Origin of the sequence: Streptomyces hilarionis (assembly GCF_024539675.1) — a bacterium.
GTDB classification, from domain to species: Bacteria; Actinomycetota; Actinomycetes; order Streptomycetales; family Streptomycetaceae; genus Streptomyces; species Streptomyces hilarionis.
This window is the reverse complement of the sequence record NZ_JAHHIT010000302.1, coordinates 1-4146: the sequence shown is the minus strand read 5'-3', so window position 1 is coordinate 4146 and position 4146 is coordinate 1. Positions and strand designations below refer to the sequence as shown.

The following is a 4146-nucleotide window of genomic DNA, read 5'->3' as shown; positions in this document are numbered from 1 at the left end:
AGAATGTGTATAAGAGACAGGGCTCGGCCTCGGGTTGGGGGACGGGCCTGGGTTCGGGTTCGGGTGGCCCGGGTGATTCGGGTGGACGGCTGCGGAGGAGGGCGGGTGCGGACGCCGGGGGAGCCGAGGTCGCGGAGGAGGAGTTCGTAGGTGGGGGAGAGGGGGGCGAGGAAGCCGTAGCGGGCGGTGCGGGCCCTGGTGCGGGTGCCGGTGCTGGTGCACTTGCCCTTGCTGGTGTTCGGGCTCGTGGCCGAGCTGGTCTCGGCGCCGGTACCGATACCGCTGTCCATGCCCGTACTGCCGTCGAGGCCGTCCATGCCGTCGATGCCGAGGGTGTCGAGGGCGCCGAGGGCTACGCTCCGGGCCGTCGTCCGCCTGCTAGTCCGCCTTCTCGTGGGGCGGCTGTGTGGTGGGAACGGGCGGGGCTTGCTCTGCGGGAGCGGATGCCCGTGTGGTTGCAGGCGCGCTGTGGCCTGGAACGCCGAAGCGTGCTCGCGCTCACGGTGCTGTTGGTGGCTGCCGCCGTCTTCGCCGTTCAGCACTTCTGGGTCGGCCGGGCCCAGCAGGTCCGCGCGCCGGAAGTGGTGCGGGCCGCGGCCCCCTATGACGCGGGCCGGCGGGACCCGGCGGCCGCGTCGACCGCCACCACCGGACCGCCGGCCCCGGGCGGCACGGCCGGGTCCGAGATCGTGGTCGACGTCAGCGGCAAGGTACGCAGGCCCGGGATCCATCGTCTCCCGGCCGGTTCGCGGGTGGTCGATGCGTTGAGCGCTGCCGGTGGTGTTCGCCCGGGTGCCGACACCGACGGCCTGAACCGCGCGCGCTTCCTCGTCGACGGAGAGCAGGTCGTCGTCGGCGTGCCCGCGCCGCCCGGAGGAACCGGTGCCGGAGTCGGAGTCGCGCCGGGCCCGGCGGGCGGAGCGGCACCGGCGGCTCCCGTCTCCCTCAACACGGCCACCGTGGATCAGCTCGACAGCCTGCCCGGTGTGGGGCCCGTGCTGGCGCAGCACATCGTCGACTACCGGGTACAGCACAGCGGTTTCCGCTCGGTGGACGAGTTGCGTGAGGTCGACGGTATCGGCGAGCGGCGCTTCGCCGACCTGCGAAATCTCGTGCGGCCATGAGGCGGGAGGGAAATGAGCACACCGCACCTCGCAGCGAGGACCCGGACGTCGGACGCTCGACGGCCGACGGCTCCGGAGGCAGGGGTAGGGGCAGTGGCATTGGGAGGGACAGGGGCCATGGCAGAAGCGGCAGAGGCAGGGGTTGGAGTGAAGGTGGGGGCCGGGAGACGGTCGCGGGCGTCGGAGCGCGGGCCGCGTCCGGCTCGGGCAGGCGTCGGACGGTGCACTCAGCCTCCGGCAAGCGACTGGGCGACGCCCACCCTCGCCAGGAAGGTCCGCTCGATCTACGGCTCGTGCCCCCTGCGCTGGCGGCCTGGGCGACCGCCGCGTCGATGCTGGGCGCATCGCCCGAGCTGGTGGGCGGCCTCGTGGTCGTCTGCCTGCTGGCCGCCGGCGTCCTACTGTTGGTGAGTCGACGGCGCGGAGCGGACGACACCCGGCACGGCGACGACTCCGGCCACCGGAATCGTTCGACGGAGCCGACCGTCGGTGGCAGAAAGGGCTGGCCCCGCGTCACCGTCGCCGCCTCGCTGCTGTGTGTGGCCGCGGCTGCCGCGTCGGCCGGGCTGCACGGGGCCGACCTGCGACGGGGGCCGGTGCCGGCACTGGCACGGCAGTACGCCTCCGTCACCGCCGAGGTGGAGATCACTTCCGACCCCCGCATGGCCCGGCCCAAGGTCAGAGGGGACCACTTGACCCCCGACGCCGTTCTGGTCGAGGCGCAGGTGCGCAGTGTCGAGGGCCCGAACCGGGCGACGGTGGCGACTCGGGCTCCGGTGCTGGTGATCGTTGACGTCGCATCGGGCCGGAGCCGCTCGGGGTCGCGCAAGGGCTTGGAGGGGAGGCCGGGGTCCGTCGGAGGGCCGGGGCCCGTGGGAAAGGCTGGGTCCTTCGGATGGCCGGGGTCCGTCGGATGGCAGGGAGCCCGGGGCGAGGAAGGGGAGGTGGAGCGCGGGCGGGGCGGAGCCCGTGGCGCAGGGGGTCCCGGAGGAAGGCCCGAGGCGGCGTGGCTCGAGTTGCTGCCGTCGACCCGGGTGCGGGTGACCGGGCGGCTGGCGCTCCCGTTGGCCGGAGGGGACCGGATCGCGGCGGTGCTGCGGGTGCGCAACCATGCCCCTCCGGTGACGGTGGGGGAACCCACGGCCGTGCAGCGGTCGGCCGGGCGGCTGCGAGCTGGACTGCGGTCGGCCACCGACAGACTGCCGGCGGACGCGCGGGCCCTGCTGCCGGGGCTGGTCGTCGGGGACACCTCACGCATCACACCCGAGCTGGACGAGGCCTTCAGGGACACGGACCTGACCCACACCCTCGCCGTCTCCGGAAGCAATCTCACGATCATCCTCGTGCTGCTCCTCGGCCCGCCCGGCCTGGCCCAGCAGGTCGAGCGACGCGGCCTCGCACCGCGGCTGGGCGTCCCCCTGCGCACGACCGCGCTGCTGGGCGGAGCGCTCACCCTCGGATTCGTGGTCGTGTGCCGTCCCGACCCGAGCGTGCTGCGTGCCGCGGCCTGTGGAGCGATCGTGCTGCTCGCCCTGGCGACCGGACGTCGCAGGTCCCTCGTCCCGGCGCTCGCGACGGCGGTTCTGCTGCTGGTGCTCTACGACCCCTGGCTGGCCCGGAGCTACGGGTTCCTGCTGTCGGTCCTGGCCACCGGGGCGCTGCTGACGCTGGCGCCGAGATGGAGCGCCTCGCTGCGCCGACGTCGGGTGCCCCCGCGCCTCGCGGAGGCGCTGGCGGCGGCGGGAGCGGCTCAGGCCGTATGCGCTCCGGTCGTCGCGGTGCTGTCGGCGCGAGTGAGTCTGGTGGCGGTGCCCTGCAACCTCCTGGTGGAGTTCGCGGTCGCGCCGGCGACGGTCCTCGGCTTCGCCGTGCTGGCGACGGCGCCCCTGGCGATGCCGGTGGCCAGGGCGCTGGCCTGGTTGGCGAGCTGGCCGGCCGGCTGGATCGCGGGAGTGGCGCGGGCCGGGGCCGCGCTGCCCGGAGCGGGGGTGGACTGGCCGGGGAGCTGGGTCGGAGCCCTGCTGCTCGCCGTCGTCACGGCAGTGGCGGTGATGCTGGGGCGGCGTCTGCTGGGTCACCCGTGGCTGTGCGGGCTCTGCGGGGTGGTGCTGCTGCTCGTGGTGGTGCAACCGCCGCCGCTGACCAGAGTGCTCACGGGCTGGCCGCCGCCGGGCTGGCGACTTGCGATGTGCGACGTGGGGCAGGGGGACTCGACCGTCCTCGCGGCGGGCGAGGGAGCGGGCGTGGTGGTGGACGCCGGACCTGATCCCAAGCTGGTCGACCGGTGTCTGCGCACGCTGGGCGTCACCCGGGTGCCGCTCGTCGTGCTCACGCACTTCCACGCCGACCACGTGGCCGGACTGCCCGGCGTACTGCGCGGGCGGTCGGTGGGGGCGATCGAGACGACCGGGTTCGAGGAGCCCCACGAACAGGTGGAGTTCGTGCGGAAGGAGGCGCGGGAACGGAAGGTGCCCGTGGTGCGGGCCGCGGCCGGAGAGCGGCGAAGGGTGGGTGATCTCGCGTGGGACGTGCTCTGGCCGCCACCGGGCCCCGTGCCGCGACCGGACGGACCGAACGACGCCAGCGTGACGCTGCTCGTGCGTTCGGCTGGCCTGCGGATGCTGCTGCTCGGAGATCTCGAACCCCCGGCGCAACAGGCACTGTCGCGGTCCTCGGCGGCCGCGCTGATGCGTGGCGTCGACGTGCTCAAGGTGGCCCATCACGGCTCGGCCTACCAGGACCCCGACCTCATACGGGCGGTTGCGCCACGGCTGGCGCTGATCTCGTGCGGCGAAGGGAACCCGTACGGTCACCCGGCGCCCGGCACGGTGGCGGCGCTGCGTGCCGGAGGCGCGGTGGTTCTGCGGACGGACCGCGACGGGGCGTTGGCCGTCGTCACGGATGCGGACGGGGACATGCGGGTGGCGCGAGACTGAGGACATGGATCCCGCACAGGCCGGCGGGCAGGCTCCCGAGCCTCCCGTCCGACGCCCCGCAGCCGCCCAGCCGTCCGCCCCTGCCC

The 4146-nt window shown here is 74.4% G+C and carries 2 protein-coding genes; both read left to right on the top strand.

The features are described from left to right. Window positions 1-488: 488 nt before the first annotated feature. On the top strand, window positions 489-1124 hold the full coding sequence (locus tag KMS84_RS43520; RefSeq protein WP_438819034.1) for a ComEA family DNA-binding protein: 636 nt from the start codon (window positions 489-491) through the stop codon (window positions 1122-1124). Window positions 1125-1345: 221 nt separating this feature from the next. Then, window positions 1346-4060: a ComEC/Rec2 family competence protein gene (locus KMS84_RS38010; protein ID WP_256921121.1), complete on the top strand. Its 2715-nt coding sequence runs from the start codon at window positions 1346-1348 to the stop codon at window positions 4058-4060. The last annotated feature ends 86 nt before the right edge of the window (window positions 4061-4146 follow it).